We start from the raw sequence: 21,621 nt of genomic DNA, 5'->3' as shown, positions 1-21,621 counted from the left end.
CACCCTTTGTTCTGCCTCCACCCCAATACCACTTACACCGTGTTATAAAACTGGTCTGTCTTTTCCCGTTCCAGCGTCTTTTTTCATCCTCCCTCTGCCGTTTTTTCATTGTCCAGTAGGACAACACGCCGTTTGCACCCTCCGCTGCGCTTTCTGTTCGAAGTGGTATTGCTCACTTTGATGCCACTTCAAAACCACTTGACCGCCTATTTTTTCAGCAGCATGCTGTTCTTGCAACTGCAAAAAAACAAGATCACAGGGTAGTTATTTACGAGGCAGAATGGCATTTCTGCAAACCTGAACAGGAGACAACGTGGAAAATTTAATACTCAAAAAAACAATCAGGAACATGATGGTATGTCTGGCCAGCGGCGGCGTGCTGGCGGCATGCGGTGGCGGTGGCGGTGACGCCGGCGCGCCGGCTGGTTCGCAATTGCTGGCGGCCAGCACGGTCGTCGCTTGCGTGCCGTGGCAGGAGGGCGGCACCTACAACGCGGGCACGGTAGTCACGTATCTGGGGGCCAACTACACGGCCCTGGTGACGCAGACCGATCACGTGGGCTCGGGCTGGAATCCCGTCTCCACGCCGAGCCTGTGGAGCGCCGGCGGCACCTGCGACGGCGGCACCACGCCGACCCCGACGCCGACTCCCACCCCGACACCGACGCCCACCCCGACACCGGAGCCAACGCCGACCCCAACGCCTACGCCGACCCCGACGCCAACCGGCGGCACCTGCGCACTGGCGTGGGCGGCCGGCACGGCTTACAGTGCGGGCGCCACCGTCAGCTATGCTGGCACGAATTACCGCGCCAATTACTGGACGCAGGGCGACAACCCGTCGACCAGCAGCGGCGGCGCCGGCACGGGCAAGCCATGGACCAGCCAGGAGATCTGCAGCACCACGCCGACGCCGACGCCTACTCCAACACCGACTCCAACACCGACTCCAACACCGACTCCGACACCTACGCCGACGCCTACGCCGACGCCTACTCCAACGCCGACACCTACTCCAACCCCAACGCCGACCCCAACGGGCCGCGAAGTCGGTTCCTATTTCGCGCAGTGGGGCGTGTATGGCCGCGACTATGAAGTGGCGAACGTGCACACGAGCGGCGTGGCCGACAAGCTGACCTTCATCAACTACGCCTTCGGCAATATCTACCCGAAAAACGGCGGTTATGAATGCGGCATGATCACCAAGGCCGAGCCGGGCGCGACAAATCCGAATTCGCCCGATGCGGGCACGGGCGGTGATGCCGAGGCCGACTACATCCGCACGCCGAAGCGCACCGTCGATGGCCAGGTCATTCCATGGGATGCTCCATTGTCGGGCAACTTCCTGCAGCTGAAAAAGCTGAAGGCGGCGCACCCGAACCTGAAGCTGTTCATTTCGCTGGGCGGCTGGAGCTGGTCGAAGAACTTCTCCGTTGGTTCGGCCACGGATGCGCTGCGCAAGCAGATGGTGCGCTCGTGCATCGATATCTACATCAAGGGCAACCTGCCGGTGCAGGGCGGTCGCGGCGGCGTGGGCGCGGCGGCCAACATCTTTGACGGCATCGACATCGACTGGGAATATCCGGTCGGCGGCGGCCAGCCGTACAACACGGTCAGCCCGAACGACAAGCGTAATTTCACCTTGCTGATGGCGGAATTCCGCAGCCAGCTCGATGCGCTCGGTGCGGCCAACGGCAAGCGCTACCTGTTGACGGCGGCTGTCGGCGCCGGCAAGGACAAGATCGACAACACGGAACCGGCCCTGTACTCGCAGTACATGGATTGGATCAACCTGATGACCTACGACTTCCACGGCGGCTGGGAAACGAGCACCAACTTCAACGCCCAGCTGTTTGCCGACCCTGCCGACCCATCGACGGGCATGGCGCGCGAATACGTGGGCGACAAGGCGGTGCAGTACATGATTGCCGCCGGCGTGCCGCGCGACAAACTGCTGCTGGGCATACCGTTCTATGGCCGCGGCTGGACGGGCGTGGCGCCAGGGCCGAACGGCGATGGCCTGTACCAGGCGGCCACGGGCACGGCGCCGGGCACCTACGAGTCGGGCATCGAGGACTATAAAATCCTCGTGGCCAAGGCCGGTACGCGCTACTACCATCCCGTGACCAAGCAGCTGTACCTGTACACGGGTGCGGGCGGCCAGTGGTGGAGCTATGACGATCCGACCGTCATCGGCACCAAGGTGAAATATGTGAAGGACCAGGGCTTGCGCGGCGCGTTCTCGTGGGAACTCGATGGCGACGCGAATGGCGTGCTGGCGACCGAGGTGTGGAAAGTGCGGTAACACTGGAGTAGAGTAAGACGCGGCCGGGCGGCATTGCCGCCCGGCCGCTTGTTCACATAAAAAACAGGAGACGGGCGATGGCGGCGGTATCGACATTCGGAGTAAAACATCCGGAACAGGAACTGAGCCGCGAGTGGCGCAGTTGGATTGCGGAAAACCTCATGCTGGGCAGCCACCCGTCGGCGCTGATGCCGGTGCTGCAACAGGCCGGCATCGCGGAGCCCCTGGCGCGCCGCGAAATCGAGCTGGCGCTGCAAAGCCCGTATCTTGCCGGCGCCGTGCGCCTGTCGAACCGCCTGGCCAAGCGCGACTGGGTGATCGATATCCAGCGCAAGCTGAACCAGCTGCGCGACCCCGAGATTCCCCGCCGCGACAAGCTCTCTGCGCAGGAATTCCTCGATGAGTACTACTCCACCAACCAGCCCGTCATCATCACGGGCATGATGGACGACTGGCCCGCCATGGCCAAGTGGAGCCCCGCCTATTTCCGCGAGCATTACGCGCAGCGCGAAGTGGAAGTGCAGTTCGGCCGCGAGGCGGACGATCAGTACGAGATGAACAGCGTGGCCCACAAGCGCAAGATGGCGTTTGGCGAGTATGCGAGCCTGGTCGAGGGCAGCGGCGCGACCAACGATTTCTACATGACGGCGAATAACGATTCGCAGAACCGGCAAGCCTTGCGCGAGCTGTGGGACGATATCGGCCAGCTGCCCGAATACCTGAAGCAGGATGGCGGCCCCACGGGCTTTCTGTGGTTCGGCCCGGCCGGCACCGTGACGCCATTTCACCACGACCTGACGAACAACTTCATGGCGCAGGTCAAAGGGCGCAAGCGGCTGCGCATCATGGCCGCCTGCGAGGTGGCGCGCGTGTATAACCAGCGCCACTGTTTTACGCCCGTCGACGGGCGCGACATAGACGTGCGGCGCTACCCGCTGATGGCCGACGTGCAGGTGCGCGAATGCGTGCTGGCGCCGGGCGAGATCCTGTTTTTGCCCGTCGGCTGCTGGCATTTCGTCGAAGCGCTCGACGTATCGATGACGGTGGCGTTTACCAACTTCAAATGGGATAACGATTTTTACAGCAAGTATCCATCGAATCACGACTTCTGATGGCGAGGCCAAGATGCCGCGAACAGCCGCCTTATGGGCGGCTTTTTTCATGCTACGGTGCGCTTCTTGTATAAGATATTTCCATAAAATAATTGATTCAAGTCATTTTGTAGCAATTATTTTGATATGAATGGCCACGATGTTTCATTATCCAGATGCTCATGGCGGGCGGATAATTTGATGGCTGGCGCGGCGCCAGCACCGACAACCATCCGGAGGCGGCAGGGCATGAACACGCAGCAAATGACACAGTTACAGCAAGCACCAGCAGGTCGTACGGAACTTCGGCTCGACACAAGGCTGACCCGCGAAGCGGCCGAATTGCTGGCCAGGGCCGACATCCATTTGAACGGCCGCGCCGCCTGGGACATGCAGCTGCGCAAACCGGGCGTACCCGAACGCGCCTTCGCCAGCGGCAACCTGGGCCTCGGCGAAGCCTACATGGATGGCGACTGGGATGCGCAGCAGCTCGATGAATTCTTTTGCCATTTGCTGCGCGCCAGGGTGGCCGATGACGTGCGCCCCATGCGCCTGGCTTTCCACGCGCTGACCGCGCGCCTGTTCAACCTGCAGACGGAGCGCCGCGCCTGGATGGTGGGCAAGGAACACTACGACCTGGGCAACGCCTTCTATGCGGCCATGCTCGACCCGCGCATGACGTACACGTGCGGCTACTGGAAGGATGCGGCCAACCTGGCCGAGGCGCAGGAAGCCAAGCTCGATCTGGTCTGCCGCAAGCTGCGCCTGGAACCGGGCATGCGCGTGCTCGACATCGGCTGCGGCTGGGGCAGTTTCATGCGCTATGCGGCGGAAAAATACCAGGTGCGGTGCGTGGGCGTGACGATCTCGCAAGCGCAGGCAGAGTATGCGCGCGCCATGCCGGGCGGCGAACAGCTGGACTTCCGCCTGCAGGATTACCGCGACACCGATGAGAAATTCGACCGCATCGTCAGCATCGGCATGTTCGAGCACGTGGGCCACAAGAATCACCGCACCTTCATGGAAGTGGCGCACCGCTGCCTGGAAGACGACGGCCTGTTCCTGCTGCACACGATCGGCAAAAACAAGCGCCATTCCACGTGCGATCCGTGGATCGACAAATACATCTTCCCGAATGGCGACCTGCCATCGGTCGGCCAGATCGGCGACGCCATGGACGATCTGTTCGTGGCCGAGGACTTGCACAACTTCGGCGCCGACTATGACAAGACCCTGATGGCCTGGCATGCGAATTTTGAGCTGGCGTGGCCGCGCTTTGCCGCCCAGCTGGGCGAGCGCTTTCACCGCATGTGGTCATACTATCTGCTGTCCTGCGCCGGTGCTTTCCGCGCGCGCGACCTGCAGCTGTGGCAGTGGGTGCTGTCGAAGCAGGGCGTATTGGGCGGCTATGAACGTGTCAGCTGATATCATGGATTGATGGATATCAATCAAGCGCGTACCTTCCTCGAAGTGGCGTCCTGCGGCAGCTTCATTATGGCCGCCGAGCGCATGCACGTGACGCAGACGGCCGTCAGCGCCCGCATCCGCACCCTGGAGCAGCAGCTGGGGCGCCAGCTGTTCGTGCGTAACAAGGCGGGCGCGCGCCTGACGCCGGCCGGGGAGCGCTTCATGCGCCATGCGGCCACGATGGTGCAGGTGTGGGAGCGGGCGCGCCACCAGGTAGCCTTGCCGCCGGGGCGCGACGACGCCGTCAGCATCGGCTGCGAACTGAGCTTGTGGCCGCCGTTGCTGGGCGACTGGCTGATACGCATGAGCCGCGACTGTCCCGAGATCGCCTTGCGCGCGGAAGTTGACAGTCCCGCGCGCCTGCTCGACGCCGTGCACGACGGCTCGCTCGACCTGGCCGTTCTGTACAACCCGCCCCAGCGGCCGGGCCTGGCCAGCGAATTGCTGGCCGAGGAAAAGCTCGTGATGGTGACCACGCGCGCGGACGGGCAGATGCATGCCGATACCTATGTGTACGTGGACTGGGGGCCGGCGTTTGCCGCGAACCACCAGGCGGCCTACCCGGAGCTGAGCAGCCCGCCCGTGTCGATCTCGCTGGGGCCGCTGGCCCTCGTTTACCTGCTGGAAGTGGGCGGCGCCAGTTACTTCCGCATCGGCAGCGCACAACCCTATCTCGATGCGGGCTTGCTGCACCGCGTGCGCGACGCGCCCGAATTCTCGCATTCGGCTTACGCCGTCTACGCGGCCCAGCGCGACAACCCGACCTTGGACCGCGCCCGCGCCTGCCTGCTCGAGGTGGCGGAGAGGATCAAGTAAATGCTGTGGACGTAAAAAAGCCGACCCGAGGGTCGGCTTTTCGTTTAAGCGCAATACTTAGTCGCGGCTGCCGCCGGCGAAACCTAAAAGCGACAACAGGCTGGTGAAGATGTTGTACACGTCCAGGTAGATGCGCAGGGTTGCCGAGATGTAGTTGGTCTCGCCGCCGTTGATGATTTGCTGCACGTCATACAGGATGTAGGCCGAGAAGATGGCGATGGCGACCATGGAGATCACGATCGACAGTGCCGACAGGCCCAGGAAAATGTTTGCCACCGATGCGAGGATCAGCACGATCACGCCGGCGAACAGCCATTTGCCCATGGCCGAGAAGTCGCGCTTCGAGACCGTGGCGATCGTCGCCATCACGGCCAGGATGGTGGCCGTGCCGCCGAATGCCGTCATGATCAGCATGCCGCCGTTCGAGTAGCCGAGCGTGCGCGTCAGGATAGGCGTGAGCATCAGGCCCATGAAGAAGGTGAAGCCCAGCAGGATAGCGACGCCGAGGCCCGAGTTCTTCGTCTTTTCAATCGCGTACATGAAGCCGAATGCGACGGCCATGAAGATGATGAAGCCCATGCCGCCGGTCAGCATCGGCAAATGCATTTGCACGCCGATGAAGGCGCCCAGCACGGTCGGGATCATGGACAGCGCCAGCAGCCAGTAAGTGTTGCGCAAGACCTGATGGCGGACTTGCTGCATGCCCCCCGACAGGTCAAAGGTGCGTTGCATGTTCTGATTCATAGTGCCTCCGTGTTGTCAATTCAAATTACTGCTTTACTCAAGGATAGCATGAGGGCCGGAATTTGCCAAAAAAGCAGCTTAAGATTTCATTAAACAGGGACAGGGCGGCAAGATGCCCCTGCCTGTCTGGGTGATATGGGGTGGAGTATGGTAAAATCAAAGGTTGATTGAGTTCTCAATTTACCGTTTTAAACCTTACTTTTTATTGGAGTTTTCACACATGGCAATCGAACGCACCCTGTCGATCATCAAACCAGACGCAGTTGCAAAAAACGTAATCGGTCAAATCTACTCGCGTTTTGAAAACGCTGGCCTGAAAATCGTTGCAGCACGCATGACCCAACTGTCGCGCGAACAAGCTGAAGGCTTCTACGCAGCGCACAAAGAACGCGGCTTCTTCAAGGATCTGGTCGACTTCATGGTTTCCGGTCCAGTCATGATTCAAGCCCTGGAAGGCGAAAACGCCGTTCTGGCCCACCGTGACCTGATGGGCGCGACCGATCCGAAGAAAGCAGAAAAAGGCACGATCCGCGCCGATTTCGCCGATTCGATCGACGCAAACGCCGTACACGGTTCCGACGCTGTCGAAGCTGCTAAAGTGGAAATCGCTTACTTCTTCCCAGAACTGAAGGCTTAATTGCCTTAGATAACGTTATTTCCTGGCGTTATCTGTGAAATAACTTATCACCCCCTGTTCCCGCTGCGCTGTGGAGTTTTTGTTCCGGATGCGCGCGGGGACGGATTTTTAGAATAGACAAGATCATGAATACGACGACCCTCACCAACTTGCTGGACCTCGATCCCGCGCAACTCATCGCTTACTGCGCCGAGTTGGGAGAGAAACCGTTTCGTGCGAAACAATTGCAACGTTGGATACACCAGTTCGGCGCCTCCGATTTCGACGCCATGACGGACCTGGCCAAGTCGCTGCGCGACAAGCTGGCCACGCGCGCCGAAGTGCGCGCCCCGGCCATCATCAGCGACCATACGTCGACGGACGGCACGCGCAAGTGGCTGGTCGACGTGGGCAATGGCAATGCCGTGGAAACCGTGTTCATTCCGGAAGAAAACCGCGGCACTCTGTGCATCTCGACCCAGGCCGGCTGCGCCGTGAACTGCCGTTTCTGCTCGACGGGCAAGCAAGGCTTCAACCGCAACCTCAGTGTCGGCGAGATCATCGGCCAGCTGTGGATGGCGGAATTCGAATTGCGCCGCACCAAGGGCATCGAACCGGGCCCGAAAGGCGAGCGCCAGATCACCAACGTGGTCATGATGGGCATGGGCGAGCCCCTGCTGAACTTCGAGCCGACCGTCACGGCCCTGAAATTGATGCTCGACGACAACGCCTACGGCCTGTCGCGCCGCCGCGTGACCCTGTCGACCTCGGGCGTCGTGCCGATGATGGACAAGCTGTCGCAGGAAGTGCCGGTGGCCCTGGCCGTCTCGCTGCACGCCTCGAACGATGCCTTGCGCGATGGCTTGATTCCACTGAACAAGAAATACCCGCTGAAGGAATTGATGGCGGCCTGCAAGCGCTACCTGGAATTCGCCCCGCGCGATTTCATCACGTTTGAATACTGCATGCTCGACGGCGTCAACGACAGCGACGAGCACGCGCGTGAGCTGCTGGCGCTGGTGCAAGACCGCGAGTTCGGCGTGAACTGCAAGTTCAACCTGATCCCGTTCAACCCCTTCCCCGAGTCGGGCCTGTTCCGCTCGAAAAACCCGCGCATCAAGGCGTTCGCCCAGGTGCTGATGGATGGCGGCATCATCACCACCGTGCGCAAGACGCGCGGCGATGATATCGATGCGGCCTGCGGCCAGCTGGCCGGCGAAGTCAAGGACCGCACCCGGGTGCAGGAGCGCATGGAAAAGATGACTGAGTATCAACAGAAATTTGGCGCCAATTTCGGCAAGATCGTGGAGATCCGCTCCTGATGAGGGAAGGCATGGCTTACCAACGCTCGCTCGCTGTGGCCGCTGTTTGCCTGGCCGTGCTGCTGGTCGGCTGTGCCTCTTCCACGCCGGACACGGTCGCCAGAGACGTGCAGGCGGGTGCGCCGGAACGCGCCGCGCTGCGCTTGCAGCTGGCCAGCGCGTACTATGCGCAAGGCCAGCTCGACGTGGCCCTGGCCGAAGCGCAGCAAGCCGTGCAACTGGCGCCGAACGATGCGCAAGCGTATGGCGTGCGCGCCCTGATCCTTGCGGCCCAGCGGCAAACTGCGTCTGCCGAGAAAGATTTCCTTTACGCTTTGCGCCTTGCGCCCCACAATCCTGAGTTGAGCAATAATTACGGCCTGTTTTTGTGCCAGACGGGACGCGCCGCGCAATCGCTGGCGTATTTCGATGCGGCATTGGCGGATGCGGCGTATGTGTCGCCGGAAAAAGCGCTCAACAATGGGGGCGCTTGCAGCCTGGCCCTGAACGATTACCCGCGTGCGGGCGCGTATTGGATGCGCGCCGTACGCATCGCACCGGACGTGGCAGTGACGAACGCCGGCCTGGTGCGCGTGTATTACCAACAGCAAGACTACCGGCAGGCGGCTTATTATTTGCAGCGGCTCGGTAAGATAGCAACAATGGAGAGCCAGACGGCCGATGTGCTGTGGCTCGGGATCAAGGTGCAGCATAAGCTCGGGGATGCGGGTGCGGAAGCTGGCCTGGGGGCGCATTTGCGCAACCACCATTCCGGCTCCCCCGAATATGCTGCTTATCAAAATGGGGCGTTTGATGAGTGAGACAGGGATACCAATGAATTCAGAGTGGGCAGAAACGCCTCAGCAGCAGCCCCAGGGCAATCTGGCGTTGGCAGGCGCGCAGTTGAAGGCGCAGCGCGAAGCGCTGGGCTGGCCGGTGGAGCAGGTGGCCGACCAGCTCAAGCTGGCGCCGCGCCAGGTGGTCGCGCTGGAAGAGGGCGACATGGCGGCCTTGCCGAACCTGGCCGTGGTGCGCGGTTTCGTGCGCGCCTACGCCAAGGTCGTGCGTCTCGACGCGGCACCGCTGGTGGCCATGATCGAAGTCCACCCGGCGCCGGCGCAAGACCCGGCCGCGCCCGTACGACGTGAAATTTCTGCCACGTTTTCCGAATCGCGCTTCCCGTCGATGACGCAGCGCTCGTCGAACCAGACGCCCCTGTGGATCGCCGGCGCCGTGGCCGTCGTCGTGGCGGCCGCCTTTGGCGCGTATAAACTCGGTTATGTGCCGGCCAGCCTGCTGTCCTCGCAGGCCGGGAAGGAAACATCGCATGCGGAAGTGGGCCCCGTGGAAACGACCCTGGTCAAGCCGGGCCAGGACTTGACGCCCGTGCAGTCGCCGTCCGTGCCCCTGATTTCCGTACCGCCGCCACCAGGCAACGATACGCAGACGGGCGCTCCGGCTTCCGCCATCGCTTCGGCGCCGGCCGCCGCCGTGCCGCCAGCCGCCGTGCCAGCCCCTGCGACAGCTGCGACGGCCGCCGTCACGCCGCCTGCGGCTACCGCTGCGCCTGCCGTGGGCGCGAATGCGCTGGTGCTGAAGGTGGAGCAGGATTCCTGGGTGGAAATCCGCCGCCCTGGCAGCACGCCGCTGATTTCGCGCATGGTCAAGGCGGGCAGCACGGAAACGTTCGATATCACGGGCCCGGCCACCCTGGTGGTGGGCAAACCTGGTGTGGTGCAGGCAACCTTGCGCGGCGCCAAGCTGGAGCTGCCGACCGTTGCCGGCGGCACGATCTCGCGCGTCAGCATCAAATAATTGCAGTAACCGTTCAAGCAAACTCAGAAGATAATATTATGGCTACCTCGAAAACAGCGATCGGCTCCGGTCCATCCGGCCGGCGCGACAGCCGCAAGGTGCTGATCGCGCACGGCCAGCGCCAGATCTGGGTGGGCGGCGACGCCCCCGTGGTGGTGCAGTCGATGACGAACACGGATACGGCCGACGCCATCGGCACGGCGATCCAGATCAAGGAACTGGCGCGTGCCGGTTCGGAACTGGTGCGCCTGACGGTGGACCGTCCGGAAGCGGCTGCGGCCGTGCCCTACATCCGCGAGCAGCTCGACAAGATGGATATCGACGTGCCGCTGGTCGGCGATTTCCATTACAACGGCCATACCCTGCTCAACGACTACCCCGATTGCGCGCGCGCGCTGTCGAAGTACCGCATCAATCCGGGCAACGTGGGCAAGGGCGCCAAGCGCGACACGCAATTTGCGCAAATGATCGAAGCGGCTTGCCGCTACGACAAGCCGGTGCGCATCGGCGTGAACTGGGGCAGCCTCGATCAAGCCTTGCTGGCGCGCATCATGGATGAAAACGCGGGCCGTGCCGAACCATGGCCGGCGCAAGCCGTCATGTATGAAGCGCTGGTGACGTCGGCGATTGAAAACGCCGTGCGCGCCGAAGAGCTGGGCCTGGCGCGCGACAAGATCATCCTGTCGTGCAAGGTCTCGGGCGTGCAGGACCTGATCGCCGTGTACCGCGAACTGGCGCAGCGCTGCGACTATCCGTTGCACCTGGGCCTGACGGAAGCGGGCATGGGCAGCAAGGGCATCGTCGCCTCGACGGCGGCCCTGGCCGTGCTGCTGCAGGAAGGCATCGGCGACACCATCCGCATTTCGCTGACGCCCGAACCGGGCGGCGACCGTACGCGCGAAGTCATCGTCGGCCAGGAAATTTTGCAAACCATGGGCTTGCGCAAGTTCGCGCCCATGGTCATCGCCTGTCCCGGTTGCGGCCGCACGACGTCGACCACCTTCCAGGAACTGGCCGACAACATCCAGACGTATCTGCGCGAGCAGATGCCGGAGTGGAAGAAATCGTATCCGGGCGTGGAAGCGATGAACGTGGCCGTGATGGGCTGCATCGTCAACGGTCCCGGCGAATCGAAGCATGCGAACATCGGCATCAGCCTGCCCGGCACGGGCGAGTCGCCTGCCGCGCCCGTGTTTGTCGACGGCGAAAAAGTCGTCACCCTGCGCGGCGAACGCATCGTCGAGGAATTCCAGGACATCGTCCTCAATTATGTTAAAAGCCATTACGGCGCCGCCGCTACGGCAACGGCGTAGGTCGGATTAGCGCTGTGCGCGTCATCCGGCAATCAAGTTAAAGCAAAGAAGAACACTATGTCCGAAAATAAAAAGCTCGACAAAATCACCGCCGTTAAAGGCATGAACGATATCCTGCCAGCTGACGCCCCGCTGTGGGAACTGTTTGAAAACACGGCGCAATCTGTCCTGCAAAGCTACGGCTTCCAGCAGATCCGCACGCCGATCGTGGAAGAAACGAAATTGTTCGCGCGCGCCATCGGCGCCGTGACCGATATCGTGGAAAAGGAAATGTATTCGTTCACCGATTCGATGAACGGCGACAACCTGACCCTGCGTCCTGAAGGCACGGCCGGCGTGGTGCGCGCCGTCGTCGAGCACAACCTCGTCTACGAAGGCCCGAAACGCCTGTGGTACAAGGGCCAGATGTTCCGCCATGAGCGTCCGCAAAAGGGCCGCTACCGCCAGTTCCACCAGTTCGGCGCGGAAGCCATCGGCTTTACGGGTCCGGACATCGACGCCGAGCTGATCATGATGACGCGCCGCCTGTGGGATGACCTGGGCCTGGAAGGCATCCGCCTGGAACTGAACTCGATCGGCGACGCGGCCGAGCGCCTGCGCCATCGCGCCGACCTGATCGCCTACCTGGAAAGCCACAGCGAGCTGCTCGACGAAGAAGCCAAGCGCCGCCTGCACAGCAATCCGCTGCGCATTTTGGATACCAAGAACCCTGCCATGCAGGACCTGGTCAATGGCGCGCCGAAGCTGCTCGAGTACCTGGGCGAGGAATCGCTGGCCCATTTCCACGGCGTGCAGAAGATTCTGAACCACAACAATATTCCCTTCATCATCAATCCACGCCTGGTGCGCGGCCTCGATTACTACAACCGCACGGTGTTCGAGTGGGTCAGCGACAAGCTGGGCGCGCAAGGCACGGTCTGCGCCGGCGGCCGCTATGACGGCATGGTGGAAATGTTTGGCGGCAAATCGACGCCTGCCGTCGGTTTCGGCATGGGCGTCGAACGCCTGGTGCTGCTGATGAAGGACGCGGCCGAGCCGGAGCAGCCAGCCCAGTGCGACGTCTATCTGGTGCACCAGGGCGAGCAGGCAGGCTTGCAAGCGTTCGTGCTGGCCGAGCGGATTCGCGATGCCGGCCTGGACGTTGTGCTACATTGCGCAGCGAGCAACGGTGGCGGCAGCTTCAAGACGCAAATGAAAAAGGCGGACGCCAGCGGTGCGGCGTTTGCCGTGATCATGGGCGACGATGAAATCGCCAATAATGTCGCAACGGTGAAAGCCATGCGCGAAGCCGATGCGGGCGCGCAGCAGAACACGGTGCCGTTCGACGATGTCGTCGATTACGTGGTGGACCAGATCATCGGCGACCACGATTGCGGCCATGACCACGGTCCTGGCGGCCACGTGCATCATCACCACTGATTTGACGCAAGACCGTTCTACCCTCGATCAACTACTCATTAAAACTGACGACCCATGGCATACGATCACGAAGAACAAGAACAACTGGCAACCCTCAAAGCCTGGTGGCAGCGCAATGGCAATCTGACCTCCTGGGTCCTGATCGTGGCGCTGGCAGGCTACAGCGGCTGGGCTGGCTGGCAGTACTACCAGCGCACGCAGGCTGCGCAAGCGGGCCAGTTATACGACGAACTGCAGAACGCCATCGCCGCCAAGGACACGGCCAAGGTGATGCGCGCGGCTGGCGACATGCAATCGCGTTTCAGCGGCACGGCATACGCGCAGATGAGCGCCCTGGCCGCGGCCAAGGTGGCGTTCGACGCGAACGACCTGAAAACGGCCAAGACCCAGCTGCAATGGGTGGCCGAGCATGGCACGGAAGAGTACAAGGCCATCGCCAAGCTGCGCCTGGCAGGTGTTCTGCTGGATGAAAAAGCCTACGATGAAGCGCTGAAAGTGCTGGCAACGGCTTCCGTGGCGCAATTTGCCGGCGCCGTGGCCGACCGCAAGGGAGACATCCTGGTGGCGCAAAACAAGCTGGCCGACGCCCGCACGGCTTACCTGGCCGCTCTGGCCGCGACGGACAAAAACAATCCAGGCCGTCAACTGATCCAGGTCAAACTGGAAGCGATCGGCGGTACGGTACCGGAAGACAAGGCCAAGGCTGACAAGGCCGCCGCCTGACAGGAACACTGATGGCGGGGCCGCGCGGCGTTGTGCGCCGCCCGCCTTGCCCTTACAAGTACAAGAAAAAGGTTGGATAACACTTATGCGTGTCACTGAAAAGCTGGTAGCTGCAAGTCTGTTGGCCCTGATGGCCGGTTGCTCGTCCTGGAACCCGTTCGCCTCGAAAGATCCGAAAGCCGAGCCGGCCAAGCTGGTCGAGTTAAAATCGAGCATCGCCGTGCGCGACGCCTGGAAGTATTCGATCGGCAAGGCTGGCGTGTACGCGTTTACGCCTGCGCTGGCTGGCAGCAGCCTGTACGTGGTCAGCGCCGATGGCGCGCTGGCGCGCCTCGATGCGGCCAGCGGCCGTGAAACGTGGCGCGTCAAGGCCGGCAGCGACATCACGTCGAGCCCCGGCAGCGATGGCACGGTCGTGGCCGTCGGCGCCGCCAAGGGTGCCGTGCTGGCGTTTGACGCCGATGGCAAGCAGCTGTGGAAGGCGCAGGCGTCCAGCGAAGTATTGACGGCGCCCGTCGTGGGACAGGGCGTGGTCGTGGTGCGCAGCGTGGACAACCGCATCGTCGGCTTCGACGCCAAGACGGGCGAGCGCAAGTGGACGGTGCAGCGCGTCACGCCGGCATTGACCTTGCGCAATGCGCCGGGCATGGCGCTGGGCGGCGCGAACATCTACGTGGCCCAGCCGGGCGGCAAGCTGCTGGCACTGACGGCGGCCACCGGTGTGGTACGCTGGGAGGTCGTCGTCAGCGAACCGCGCGGCGCCACCGAACTGGAGCGCGTCTCCGACATCGCCGGCACGCCGGTGGTGTACGAAGGCGAAGTGTGCGCCGTCACGTACCAGGGCAAGGCGGGTTGCTTCGATGCCGCCACGGGCGTGCCGCGCTGGACCAAGCCGATCTCGTCCGATGTGGGCGTGGCCGTCGACCAGCGTTTCGTGTTCACCGCCGATGACCAGGGCGCCGTCGTGGCGTTCAGCCGCGAAGGCGGCCAGAGCGCCTGGAAGAATGACGCGCTGGCGCGCCGCCGCCTGTCGACGCCGGCCTCCTACGGCCGCAGCGTCGCCGTTGGCGATTATCAAGGTTACATCCACTTCCTGTCACGGGAAGATGGTGCATTAATAGGTCGTGTCAGCACCGACGGTAGCCCGATTGTTTCGGCTCCCGTCGTTGCCGGTTCGAATTTGATTTTTCAAACCCAATCAGGGACAGTGACCGCTCTCGCGGTCGAGTAATACAATGAAGCCGGTAATTGCACTAGTAGGTCGACCCAATGTTGGGAAATCGACTTTATTCAATCGTCTGACCCGCTCGCGCGATGCGCTGGTGGCGGATTTGCCTGGGTTGACGCGCGATCGTCACTATGGCGAAGGCCGTGTCGGCGAACGTCCCTTCCTCGTCATCGATACGGGTGGTTTCGAACCCGTCGCCAAGGAAGGCATCATGCACCAGATGGCACTGCAGACCAAGCAGGCCGTGGCCGAGGCCGACGTGGTGGTATTCATCGTCGACGGCCGTCAAGGCCTGACCCCGCATGACAAGACCATCGTCGACTTCCTGCGCAAGAGCGGCCGTCCGGTCTTGCTGGTAGTCAACAAAAGCGAAGGCATGCGCTACACGGCCGTCGTGTCCGAATTCTATGAATTGGGCATGGGCGATCCGTATGCGATCTCGTCGGCGCATGGCGACGGCGTCAACGACCTCGTCGAAGTGATGCTGGACCTGGCGTTCGCGCAGCGTCCGGATGAGCCTGAAGAGCTGGAAAAGACCGACCGCGGCATCAAGATCGCCCTCGTCGGCCGTCCGAACGTGGGCAAGTCGACCTTGATCAATACCCTGCTGGGCGAAGAGCGCGTGATCGCCTTCGACATGCCGGGCACGACGCGCGATTCGATCGAAATCCCGTTCGAGCGCGATGGCCAGCAATACACCTTGATCGACACGGCCGGTATCCGCCGCCGCGGCAAGGTGTTCGAAGCGATCGAGAAATTCTCTGTCGTGAAAACGCTGCAGTCGATTTCCGAAGCCAACGTGGTCGTGCTGATGCTCGACGCGCAGCAGGATATTTCCGAGCAAGACGCGCATATCGCCGGCTTCATCCTGGAATCGGGCCGCGCGCTGGTCGTGGCCGTGAATAAATGGGATGGCTTGCAATCGCACGAGCGCGACGAGATCAAGATCGATATCGACCGCAAGCTCGATTTCCTGTCGTTTGCGCAGATGCATTTCATTTCCGCGCTGAAAGGCACCAACATCGGTCCACTGATGAAGTCGCTCAACGCCGCGTATGCGGCCGCCATGTGCGACCTGTCGACGCCGAAGCTGACGCGCGCCCTGATCGAGGCCGTGGAAAAGCAGGAGCCGCGCCGCAAGGGTTCGATCCGTCCGAAGCTGCGCTATGCGCACCAGGGCGGCATGAACCCGCCTGTGATCGTTATTCACGGCAATGCACTCGACGCCGTTGGCGACCCGTACAAACGCTATCTGGAAAAACATTTCCGCGATACGTTTGCCCTGGTCGGCACGCCGCTGCGCATTGAATTGCGTACGGGTAAAAACCCGTTTGCACGCACGCCAAGCAAGTAATGTTTTAAATGCTGAATTAAGTGCATATTAAGGCGCCGCGGAGATAATGCGGCGCCGACAGTCATTTAATGGCTGTTTGCACGAAAATAATAAAGTGTTAATGCGCCATGCGCGACAGCGATCGCGAAAACAGGTTACAGTAGCTATGACGCATCTTTCTTTCTTTGAAAGGTGTGAGAGCACTTGAAATCAAGCGAGTCGCCTCCAATTCTTACACAACAACATAAACAATGGAGCTGTTATGAGCAACAAAGGGCAACTGTTACAAGACCCATTCCTCAATGCATTACGCAAAGAGCATGTTCCTGTCTCGATCTACCTGGTCAATGGCATTAAATTGCAGGGCCATATCGAATCGTTCGATCAATATGTCGTATTGCTGCGCAATACGGTGACACAGATGGTGTACAAGCATGCCATCTCGACAGTGGTGCCGGCCCGTGCCGTCAATCTCAATATTGAATCTGAAGCGGAGTAAAGCGTTGAGCTTGACGGCCCAGCGCCTTTCACCGTCCATCGCCCCCGTCCGCGCCAGCGGCGCTGATGCGTTTGCATCGGCGTCGGCGTCCGCCACAACTCATCAGATGCCATCATGCGCGCGGCACTAGTCGGAGTTGACTTCGGTCACAGCGACTTCGCCGCCAGCATGGAGGAACTCATGCTGTTGTCGCGTTCTGCTGGCGCAGACCCGATTTCCACCATCACGGCCAAGCGTTCGAGTCCCGACTCCGCATATTTCGTCGGCAGCGGCAAGGCCGATGAAATTGGCGACGTCGTCGTCAACGATGGCCTGGAAATCGTCATCTTCAATCATGCCCTCTCGCCTGCCCAGCAGCGCAATCTGGAAAAGCGCCTGAATGTGCGCGTGCTCGACCGTACCAGCCTGATCCTCGACATCTTTGCGCAGCGCGCCAAGAGCCACGAGGGCAAGCTGCAAGTCGAGTTGGCCCAGCTGCAGCATCTGGCCACGCGCCTGATCCGCGGCTGGACCCACCTTGAGCGGCAAAAGGGCGGTATCGGCTTGCGCGGTCCCGGCGAGACGCAGCTCGAGACCGACCGCCGGCTGATCGGCGACCGCGTCAAGGCCTTGCGCGCCCGTCTGGAAAAGCTGCACAAGCAGCGCGAAACGCAGCGCCGCGCGCGCGGCCGCAATCACACATTCTCGGTGTCCCTGGTCGGCTATACCAATGCCGGCAAGTCGACCCTGTTCAATGCCGTGACCAAGGCCGGCGTGTACGTCGCCGACCAGTTGTTCGCCACGCTCGACACCACCTCGCGCCGGGTTTACCTGGGCCAGGAAGTGGGTAACGTGGTGATCTCCGACACGGTCGGCTTCGTGCGCGAATTGCCGCATCAGCTGGTGGCCGCATTCCGCGCCACGCTCGAAGAAACCATCCATGCCGATCTGCTGCTGCACGTCGTCGACGCCGCGTCGCCGGTGCGCATGGAGCAGATCGAGCAGGTCAACCTGGTCTTGAAAGAGATCGGCGCCGATCATATTCCGCAAATCCTCGTGTGGAACAAGATCGATGCGGCCGGGCTGGAGCCTTCGGTGGAGCGCGACGAATATGCTACGATCAGTCGCGTGTTCGTCAGTGCGCAGAAGGGCAGTGGGCTCGACCTGCTGCGCGATGCGATCGTCGAGATGGCCAGGAAGGCGCCCGGTTCGGCCCACCTGTATCAGAACGACGAAGCACCGCAGGAAGATCAGTTTGACGGTCAGTACGACCAGCACGATGGCGCCGCCCCGGACCAGGACGAAGAGCCTGGCGAGGACGATAGGATTTCCACCCACTCCCAAGTCGGAACACGATAGTTATGCTTGTCTCCCTACTCAAAAAAACAGGCTTGAAGTTGTCCCTGAACGATCCCCGCTGGGGCAATCGCAAGGACGACGGCAAGAAAGCCCAAGAAGGCAAAAAGCCCGGCGAAGGTCCGCCGGACCTCGATCAGTTGTGGCGCGATTTCAATCAGCGCCTGAACGCCTTTTTCGGACAGAAGAACCGTCCCGACAACGGCGGCAATAACAACGGCGGTGGCGGTGGTCCGCGCCCAGACATGAAGGGCGCCGGCATCACCGCAGGCGTGGTCGGCGTGATCGCCGTCTTCATCTGGCTCGCCAGCGGCGCCTTCATCGTGCAAGAGGGCCAGAACGGCGTCGTGCTCACGTTCGGCAAGTACAGCCACACCACGCCGGCCGGTTTCAACTGGCGCTGGCCGTACCCGTTCCAGACCGACGAAACCGTCAACGTGTCGCAGGTGCGTACGGTGGAAGTGGGTTACCGCCAGTCGCTGCGCAACAAGCAGGCCAGCGAGTCGCTGATGCTGACGGACGATGAAAACATCATCGACATCCAGTTCGCGGTGCAATACACCCTGAAAGATCCCGTGGCGTGGCTGTTCAACACGCGCGACCAGGAAGACACCTTGCGCCAGGTCGCCGAAACGGCGATCCGCGAAGTGGTCGGCCGCAGCAAGATGGACTTCGTGCTGTACGAGGGCCGCGAAAAGGTGGCTTACGATACGCAGCAGCTGATGCAGCAGATTCTTGACCGCTACAAGGTCGGCGCCGTCATCACCAACGTGACGATGCAGGCCGTGCAGCCGCCGGAGCAGGTGCAAGCCGCCTTCGACGATGCCGTCAAGGCAGGCCAGGACCGCGAGCGCCAGAAGAATGAAGGCCAGGCTTACGCCAACGACGTCATTCCAAAAGCCCGCGGTGCCGCTTTCCGCCTGATGGAGGAAGCCGCAGCGTACAGCGCGATGGTGACCGAGAACGCGGCAGGTAATGCTTCGCGCTTCAAGCAGGTGCTGGTCGAGTACCAGAAGGCGCCGGTTGTCACGCGTGACCGCATGTACCTCGAAACGATGCAGCAAGTGTTCAGCAGTGCCAGCAAGGTCATGGTCGACGCGAAGACGGGCAGTAATTTGCTGTACCTGCCGCTCGACAAGCTGATCGCCCAGACGGCGGCCACCGACGCTGCCGCTGCCGCCGCCCGTGCTGCCGCGACACCCGCAGCCAACACCGTTTTGCCACAGGAAGCCATGCCGACAGTAGAAGTCAATCAGCGCCGCGACAGCCGCTCTTCGCGTGAACGGGAGAGCCGCTAATGAATCGTATCGTAGCCGCCCTGATCGCGGGCTTTATCGCGATCATGCTCTTGTCCTCGACCGTGTTCGTGGTCGACCAGCGTAAGTATGCGGTCGTCTTCGCCCTCGGCGAAGTCAAGGAAGTCATCAGCACGCCGGGTCTGTACTTCAAGCTGCCGCCGCCGTTCCAGAACGTGCTGTACCTGGACAAGCGCATCCTGACCTTGGATACGCCGGAACCGGAACGCTTCATCACGGCCGAGAAGAAGAACATCCTCGTCGACGCCTACGTGAAATGGCGCATCGCCGATCCGCGCCTGTATTTCCGCAGCTTCGGCGGCGATGAAAAGCCGGCCCGCAACCGCATGTCGCAAATCGTCAAGGCGGCGCTGAACGATGAAATCACCAAGCGCACCGTGCGCGAAGTGATCTCTGGCCAGCGCGGCAAGGTGATGGAAGCGATCCTGGCGAAGGTCTCGGCGGAAGCGAAGGCCATCGGCGTGGAAATCGTCGACGTGCGCCTGAAACGCGTCGACTACGTCGAGCAGATCAACAACTCCGTGTACGAGCGCATGAAGTCCGAGCGCGTGCGCGTGGCCAATGAGCTGCGTTCGACCGGTTCGGCCGACTCCGAGAAGATCCGTGCCGACGCCGACAAGCAGCGCACGGTGATCCTGGCCGAAGCGTACCGCGAAGCCGAGAAGATCCGCGGCGAGGGCGACGCCAAGGCATCGCAGATCTATGCGGAAGCGTTTGGCAAGAATCCGGAGTTCTACAAGTTTTACCGCAGCCTGGAAGCCTACCGCGCCACGTTCAAGGACAAGGGCGACGTGATGGTGGTCGATCCGAGTTCGGAATTCTTCAAGTACTTCAAGGGCGGCGGCGCAGCCGGTTCGGCCAAGAAGTAAGACAGCATCGGGACTGCCCCCGTCCGCAACGACGGGGCAGTAGCAGCGGGGCCGGCATCATTGCCGGCCCCGTTTTTTTGTGCCCGCCAGGCTGTTGCGGGAAGGCGTAAAATTCCCTGTTTTTAGAGCTGCGCGGCAGCGTTTCGGACAACTTATCCCTAAAGGCCCGTGTTTTCGCGTAAAATATCAGGTTCGGCCTCTTGCCTGGCGCGCCCGCCGCTGCCTCGCATGATGCATTTTTTCAACTTTCTTCCGTATCTCGCTCCCTCATGCCGAATTGGCTTTTGCCCGAAAATATTGCCGATGTTCTGCCGTCGGAAGCGCGCAAGATCGAAGAGCTGCGCCGCCTCATGCTGGATAATTTCCGTCTGTACGGATATGAACTGGTGATGCCGCCGCTGCTCGAGTATCTGGAATCGCTGATGACCGGCGCTGGCAAGGATACCGACCTGCGCACGTTCAAACTGGTCGACCAGCTGTCTGGCCGCATGCTCGGCCTGCGCGCCGACATGACGACGCAAGTGGCGCGCATCGACGCCCATCTGCTGAACCGTGCCACCGTCACCCGCCTGTGCTACGCCGGCAGCGTGCTGCATACCCGTCCGTCGGGCTTGCACGCCACCCGCGAACCGCTGCAGATCGGCGCCGAAATCTATGGCCACGCCGGCCTGGAAGCCGATGCCGAGATCCAGGAACTGGCGCTCGCCTCGCTGGCACTGGCCGGTTTCGATAGCGTCCGCCTGGATTTGTCGCACGTCGGCCTGTTGCGCGCTATCATTGCGCAAGACGCCGCCGCCGAGCGCGACGAAGCTGCGCTGTACACCCTGCTGCGGGCGAAAGATGCGCCAGGCCTGCGCGCCCTGACCGCATCCTACGATGCCGTCACGCGCGATGCGCTGCTGGCCTTGCCGAATCTGTATGGCGACATCGACGTGCTGGCGCGTGCGCGCGAAGTGCTGCCGCCGTTGCCGGGCGTGTTGAAGGCGCTGGCCGAACTGGCCGCGCTGGCAGGATCTGCCCTGGGCCGCGCCGAAGTGGCGATCGACCTGGCCGACCTGCGCGGCTACCAATATGAAAGTGGCGCGATGTTTGCGCTGTATGTACCTGGCTTGCCGAACGCGGTTGCGCGCGGCGGCCGTTATGACCACGTCGGCGAAGCGTTCGGCCGGGCACGTCCCGCGACCGGCTTCTCGCTCGATTTGCGCGAACTGGCGCGCCTGCTCCCAACGGCGGAACGGAAGCATTCGATCCGCGCCCCATGGGGCAGCGCGCCAGAATTGAAGGAAAAAATCGCCGAGTTGCGCAAGGCGGGCGAGGTCGTGATCCAGAGTATGCCGGGTCACAGTAATGAACAAGACGAGTTCGAGTGCGATCGCGTGCTGGTACTTGCCGATAATGGTAGTAGCTGGATTCTTAAAAACTTAGGTTAAG

General features: G+C 61.8%; 19 protein-coding genes. 18 read left to right on the top strand and 1 reads right to left on the bottom strand.

Features of this window, described 5'->3' with window-relative positions; translation table 11 throughout:
• Window positions 1-349 precede the first annotated feature (349 nt).
• From SKZ59_RS22070 to SKZ59_RS22055, 4 genes are all read left to right on the top strand, one after another.
• Window positions 350-2,305, top strand: coding sequence for a glycosyl hydrolase family 18 protein (locus SKZ59_RS22070; protein ID WP_319992960.1), 1,956 nt, complete (start codon window positions 350-352; stop codon window positions 2,303-2,305).
• Between the two features lie 77 nt (window positions 2,306-2,382).
• Entirely contained in the window at window positions 2,383-3,417 is a 1,035-nt protein-coding gene (locus SKZ59_RS22065; RefSeq protein WP_319992959.1) for a cupin-like domain-containing protein, read from the top strand.
• 243 nt (window positions 3,418-3,660) lie between these two features.
• Window positions 3,661-4,821, top strand: coding sequence for a cyclopropane fatty acyl phospholipid synthase (cfa, locus tag SKZ59_RS22060; protein ID WP_413774589.1), 1,161 nt, complete (start codon window positions 3,661-3,663; stop codon window positions 4,819-4,821).
• 12 nt (window positions 4,822-4,833) lie between these two features.
• A complete protein-coding gene (locus tag SKZ59_RS22055; RefSeq protein WP_319992957.1) occupies window positions 4,834-5,679 on the top strand; it encodes a LysR family transcriptional regulator in 846 nt (281 codons plus the stop codon).
• A 57-nt stretch (window positions 5,680-5,736) separates the two neighbouring features.
• Here the strand turns inward: SKZ59_RS22055 and SKZ59_RS22050 are convergent, their stop codons facing one another.
• The gene (locus SKZ59_RS22050; protein ID WP_413774585.1) at window positions 5,737-6,411 is read right to left on the bottom strand and encodes a Bax inhibitor-1/YccA family protein; all 675 of its coding nucleotides are present in this window, start codon (window positions 6,409-6,411) and stop codon (window positions 5,737-5,739) included.
• 232 nt (window positions 6,412-6,643) lie between these two features.
• Here SKZ59_RS22050 and ndk point away from each other — a divergent pair, with 232 nt between their 5' ends.
• The 14 genes from ndk (at window position 6,644) to SKZ59_RS21980 (ending at window position 21,620) form a co-directional block, all read left to right on the top strand.
• Window positions 6,644-7,060 (top strand): nucleoside-diphosphate kinase, encoded by a 417-nt coding sequence (ndk, locus tag SKZ59_RS22045; RefSeq protein ID WP_034752036.1) that lies wholly within the window; start codon window positions 6,644-6,646, stop codon window positions 7,058-7,060.
• A 125-nt stretch (window positions 7,061-7,185) separates the two neighbouring features.
• A complete protein-coding gene (gene rlmN, locus SKZ59_RS22040; protein ID WP_034752035.1) occupies window positions 7,186-8,361 on the top strand; it encodes a 23S rRNA (adenine(2503)-C(2))-methyltransferase RlmN in 1,176 nt (391 codons plus the stop codon).
• Window positions 8,362-8,372: 11 nt separating this feature from the next.
• Complete coding sequence (gene pilW / locus SKZ59_RS22035; RefSeq protein WP_319992955.1) at window positions 8,373-9,161, top strand: type IV pilus biogenesis/stability protein PilW; 789 nt, start codon at window positions 8,373-8,375, stop codon at window positions 9,159-9,161.
• A 13-nt stretch (window positions 9,162-9,174) separates the two neighbouring features.
• Window positions 9,175-10,155, top strand: coding sequence for a helix-turn-helix domain-containing protein (locus SKZ59_RS22030; RefSeq protein ID WP_319992954.1), 981 nt, complete (start codon window positions 9,175-9,177; stop codon window positions 10,153-10,155).
• A gap of 38 nt (window positions 10,156-10,193) precedes the next feature.
• Window positions 10,194-11,468 (top strand): flavodoxin-dependent (E)-4-hydroxy-3-methylbut-2-enyl-diphosphate synthase, encoded by a 1,275-nt coding sequence (ispG, locus tag SKZ59_RS22025; protein WP_070301527.1) that lies wholly within the window; start codon window positions 10,194-10,196, stop codon window positions 11,466-11,468.
• A 57-nt stretch (window positions 11,469-11,525) separates the two neighbouring features.
• Window positions 11,526-12,887 (top strand): histidine--tRNA ligase, encoded by a 1,362-nt coding sequence (hisS, locus tag SKZ59_RS22020; protein ID WP_139089963.1) that lies wholly within the window; start codon window positions 11,526-11,528, stop codon window positions 12,885-12,887.
• Window positions 12,888-12,941: 54 nt separating this feature from the next.
• On the top strand, window positions 12,942-13,610 hold the full coding sequence (locus SKZ59_RS22015; RefSeq protein WP_034752031.1) for a YfgM family protein: 669 nt from the start codon (window positions 12,942-12,944) through the stop codon (window positions 13,608-13,610).
• Window positions 13,611-13,695: 85 nt separating this feature from the next.
• Complete coding sequence (gene bamB, locus SKZ59_RS22010; RefSeq protein ID WP_034752030.1) at window positions 13,696-14,841, top strand: outer membrane protein assembly factor BamB; 1,146 nt, start codon at window positions 13,696-13,698, stop codon at window positions 14,839-14,841.
• 4 nt (window positions 14,842-14,845) lie between these two features.
• Window positions 14,846-16,192, top strand: a complete 1,347-nt coding sequence (der, locus tag SKZ59_RS22005) for a ribosome biogenesis GTPase Der (protein ID WP_034752028.1) — start codon at window positions 14,846-14,848, stop codon at window positions 16,190-16,192.
• Between the two features lie 241 nt (window positions 16,193-16,433).
• A complete protein-coding gene (gene hfq / locus SKZ59_RS22000) occupies window positions 16,434-16,670 on the top strand; it encodes an RNA chaperone Hfq (protein WP_008450615.1) in 237 nt (78 codons plus the stop codon).
• Between the two features lie 114 nt (window positions 16,671-16,784).
• Window positions 16,785-18,008 (top strand): GTPase HflX, encoded by a 1,224-nt coding sequence (hflX, locus tag SKZ59_RS21995; protein ID WP_034752026.1) that lies wholly within the window; start codon window positions 16,785-16,787, stop codon window positions 18,006-18,008.
• A gap of 2 nt (window positions 18,009-18,010) precedes the next feature.
• Complete coding sequence (gene hflK, locus SKZ59_RS21990; RefSeq protein ID WP_034752025.1) at window positions 18,011-19,303, top strand: FtsH protease activity modulator HflK; 1,293 nt, start codon at window positions 18,011-18,013, stop codon at window positions 19,301-19,303.
• Complete coding sequence (gene hflC / locus SKZ59_RS21985) at window positions 19,303-20,190, top strand: protease modulator HflC (RefSeq protein WP_034752023.1); 888 nt, start codon at window positions 19,303-19,305, stop codon at window positions 20,188-20,190. The genes hflK and hflC overlap by 1 nt, the downstream gene beginning before the upstream one ends.
• A 269-nt stretch (window positions 20,191-20,459) precedes the next feature.
• Entirely contained in the window at window positions 20,460-21,620 is a 1,161-nt protein-coding gene (locus tag SKZ59_RS21980) for an ATP phosphoribosyltransferase regulatory subunit (RefSeq protein WP_319992953.1), read from the top strand.
• Window position 21,621: the final 1 nt, after the last annotated feature.

This window comes from Janthinobacterium sp. GMG2 (genome assembly GCF_033949445.1).
In the GTDB taxonomy this organism is placed as follows: Bacteria; Pseudomonadota; Gammaproteobacteria; order Burkholderiales; family Burkholderiaceae_D; genus Janthinobacterium; species Janthinobacterium aestuarii.
The sequence above is the reverse complement of the archived record's forward strand: the minus strand, read 5'-3'. Positions and strand labels throughout refer to the sequence as shown.